Source organism: uncultured Boseongicola sp., assembly GCF_937988555.1.
Classification (GTDB): Bacteria; Pseudomonadota; Alphaproteobacteria; order Rhodobacterales; family Rhodobacteraceae; genus Boseongicola.
On record NZ_CALJXO010000099.1, the window covers coordinates 1 to 3,164 of the forward strand.

The 3,164-nt window shown below is 52.6% G+C and carries 4 protein-coding genes and 1 pseudogene; 1 reads left to right on the top strand and 4 read right to left on the bottom strand.

Annotated elements, in window-relative coordinates; genetic code table 11:
* Positions 1-114 precede the first annotated feature (114 nt).
* From Q1B15_RS05475 to Q1B15_RS05490, 4 genes are all read right to left on the bottom strand, one after another.
* The gene (locus tag Q1B15_RS05475; protein ID WP_299751313.1) at positions 115-360 is read right to left on the bottom strand and encodes a hypothetical protein; all 246 of its coding nucleotides are present in this window, start codon (positions 358-360) and stop codon (positions 115-117) included.
* Between the two features lie 378 nt (positions 361-738).
* Positions 739-1,185 carry a hypothetical protein gene (locus Q1B15_RS05480; protein ID WP_299751315.1) on the bottom strand — a complete coding sequence of 149 codons (447 nt, stop codon included), beginning with the start codon at positions 1,183-1,185 and terminating at the stop codon, positions 739-741.
* 24 nt (positions 1,186-1,209) lie between these two features.
* The gene (locus Q1B15_RS05485) at positions 1,210-1,917 is read right to left on the bottom strand and encodes an RES family NAD+ phosphorylase (RefSeq protein ID WP_299751317.1); all 708 of its coding nucleotides are present in this window, start codon (positions 1,915-1,917) and stop codon (positions 1,210-1,212) included.
* Positions 1,911-2,324 carry an antitoxin Xre/MbcA/ParS toxin-binding domain-containing protein gene (locus Q1B15_RS05490; protein ID WP_299751320.1) on the bottom strand — a complete coding sequence of 138 codons (414 nt, stop codon included), beginning with the start codon at positions 2,322-2,324 and terminating at the stop codon, positions 1,911-1,913. The genes Q1B15_RS05485 and Q1B15_RS05490 overlap by 7 nt, the downstream gene beginning before the upstream one ends.
* A 356-nt stretch (positions 2,325-2,680) precedes the next feature.
* Here Q1B15_RS05490 and Q1B15_RS05495 point away from each other — a divergent pair.
* Positions 2,681-2,929 (top strand): annotated as a pseudogene (locus Q1B15_RS05495) (integrase core domain-containing protein); the annotation flags it as partial.
* Between the last annotated feature and the right edge of the window lie 235 nt (positions 2,930-3,164).

A 3,164-nucleotide genomic window follows, 5' to 3' on the forward strand; every position in this document is an offset into this window, starting at 1 on the left:
TATCCGGTATCTGGCGGTACTATACGGTTGCGTCCAAGAGCCGGACGTCAAAATTCGTAATGATGGGGTAGTAGGTTCGAGTCCTATCAGCGGCACCACTCCTCCAATATTTATCTAGGCAAACGCGTCTATAAGGAAGGCATGTGTCCTTTGCTTTTGATCTTCTGCTTCAAGACCCTGCAACAGCACAGACGCCACCCCCTCCTTCAACAGAGCAACGCTAGGTAGAGATTCTAAACTGCAGGCGTCCTTGTATCGCGACTGTCCGGCTTTGACCTCTTCGATGATCCCCAGATTGCAAGCTAAACCGCGAAGAAATCCGCCGATCTCCACCAACCAGCCTCTGAACTCTGCCTTCAAGCTCTCTTCCAAACGTAGCTTTAACCGAAATATCCGACCCCAGTTGGCTGTCTCTGGTGTCTCAGGGGTGAGACACACCTCCCAAACCGGACCCCCTCCATGGCCGCCGAAGAGCTCACTGCCTTCGAGAGAAAAGCTGGCAGTAACATCCCCATACGGATCGTAACATGGAAGCCGATTTCCATTTGGATCGTAAAGAATATCCAAAGCAAGCTTATAAGATGAGTTACATCGATCCCCCATCGGGGTCAGGTTCTTGAGATTAGTGCCTGAGAATGGGTACCTAGAGATTGCCAAATAGTGGTCCAAGTCGTGTCGCGGAACATCTGGATGGTATGGTTCTAATCGCTCCATTCCACAGAACGGACAGCACTTCTTCTACAGGTGACCATAGGCAATCTCATAGTGCCTATCCCGGATAGGAACATCGGAATTGGGGGACTTGATCCTCGAGAGCGCACCGAAACTAAACTCGAAAAGTTCCTTCGCCAATTTTTGGATGTCAGGCAATTCCTCGCCGCAGTCTGTGCAAGGAAACGCGGTGTCGAACACTTCCGGAATCTGGTTCTGCGATTCAATAGCGTTTCGAACTATCACTCGCTGTTCCGGGGTCAGCCCAGCAAATGCGTCCGAGAGACTTTTGAACCGCTTGGTTACACGGGGGTAGCTTTCGATTACTTCGCGAAGTTCCTCGTCAAAATCAGAGGGAAACTCTACGATCTCTCCACCAGCTTCCAACTGCTCCAAACGCGACAAAAGTCGTGATGCTAGACAGTCGCTGAGCCAGTTCTCTGCAGTTGATTCAACAGGATACGTTGCCAACATTTTGATTATTTGGCGCTCTTGGCGTTATGGCACTATCGCGAAGACGCCGCCCTCAGAGAGATTGGTCACATGAGTGACGCGATAGCCGTCCCAACGATAGCGGTAGTGACTCGCTTGCGAAGGAATGCGCGGTACGTTGGGATAGAACAGTGCCACGCATAGCCCGCCTGGGTAGCGAACGCTGGGGTAAAGGACCCCGCTCGATTCTTGTACGCGCAGCTCAGTCGCGAGGCGTTGGCTGGTTGCGTATGAGTCGGGATCTAAACAGTCAACAAAACCTGAACCTCTTAGGTCATGCAAATCAGCATCGATTTGGCCAACAAGTTCGTGGAAGGTTGCAGAGCAAGGTTGCTCGTTTGTAGCTCTGAGAAAGTTCTCGAAATGGTAGATTGTTTCGAACAGTGCTACTTCAGAACTGTCGCCTGCGTAGTACGCGCCGTCTTCGCCACTGTGAAATCTACCCGGGCGATCTGGGCTTGCGTGTACGAACGGGGCCATAACCCAACTTGCGCCTGGGCCAGCCACACGCCGCTCATTCGGCACAAGTGCCAGCTTTCCGATACCTTCGAATAACCTTGGGTTTGTTTTGCTTTCGGCCGAAGCCAGAAGTTCCCAATCAGCTGGATCGGCAATGTCCTCAAATAGGGATACTGGCGGATACTTACTGTTGATAATGCGATGCGCGTTTGGCCAGACAGAATGCACCGTCGGGGGTAATGGTTCTGTCACCATACCCCCCTTTGCGCATCAAGATATCGCCTGACCCGCATCAGGTCTGTCAGCTGTCCACCGAGCATAACTTGAAGTGCGCTTAGATCTCCAAAAGCAGTGTTTGGTCGTTTGATCCACCCATAAGCCCGTGCTGGCTCGTCGAATAGCAATCGCAGCGCCTTATGAATGCCAAGCAGGTTAGACATCCGCGCCTGAAGGTCGGTACTTGTTCTGCCGAGGTCTCCGGACTTCCATCGCGAAAAAGTTCTTAAGCCGATGCCTCCCAATAGAGTGCATGCCTCATCATCGGTCAGCCCCCACCTGGCGAAGAGATTAACGATCGCACGTTGCATAGCCCGTGCCTCTTCAAGAGAGATATCAGGTGCTTGAGGGGTTGGTGGTTGAGTAACAAGTTCCAGATGTGGCATTTTATGATCCTGTCATTTGGCGCATTTCTAGCATATATCACGCCAAATGGCAAGATGCACAATCAAGTGGCATGACGCGTCTATCGCTAAGGGACGGCGCGCCGCCATCCCCACCGCCGCACTCGATCCGCCCCATTGTGCGGCGTCTCCTCTGGCCCCCGCGCTTCTTTGGCTCTTGGCCCCCTGTCGCGATTCGGGCGAAATCGACCGCGCCGAGGTGTCACGAGGCCAAGGCCTCCCTCTCCGCTATCTGCAAAAACTCAGGTCGTAACTTGGTATAATACAACTCGAGATACCGCGTGATGCATCTGTAGATTGATAAGATTCCAGACAACTATCCAAGCGCCAAAGCGTGATCGAGATGACTAGATGCACTTGTGCGGGTCTATGGCAAGCCAGCTTGCATTGTCAGAGACAACGGCACTGAGTTCACCAGTCGGGCGATCCTGAAATGGGCCGCCGACAATGACGTGGATTGGCATTACATTGATCCGGGTAAGCCGCAACAGAATGTCTTCATCGAGAGCTTCGACCGCAGTCTGCGAGGCGAGCTATTAAACGAAGAACTGTTCGATAGCCTAGACGATGCCCGCCGCAAACTGGCGCCGTGCCGGGCAGCTATTCCAGCTTTGCACAAGAACTGCTCAATTCATAAGACAAGAGGGTGCTTGCCCAAAACGAAACCGAGGAATATCAAGTCCAAACCCGCAGACTCTCGTTATGAATGAGGGACGACCGGGGGGCAGGTCACATGAAATGAAAGGCGCGTGCATTTAGATGCAGAACAACCAAGCTCAGGCCGACTACTGGAACTCTGAAAGCGGGCAAAAATGGATTCTG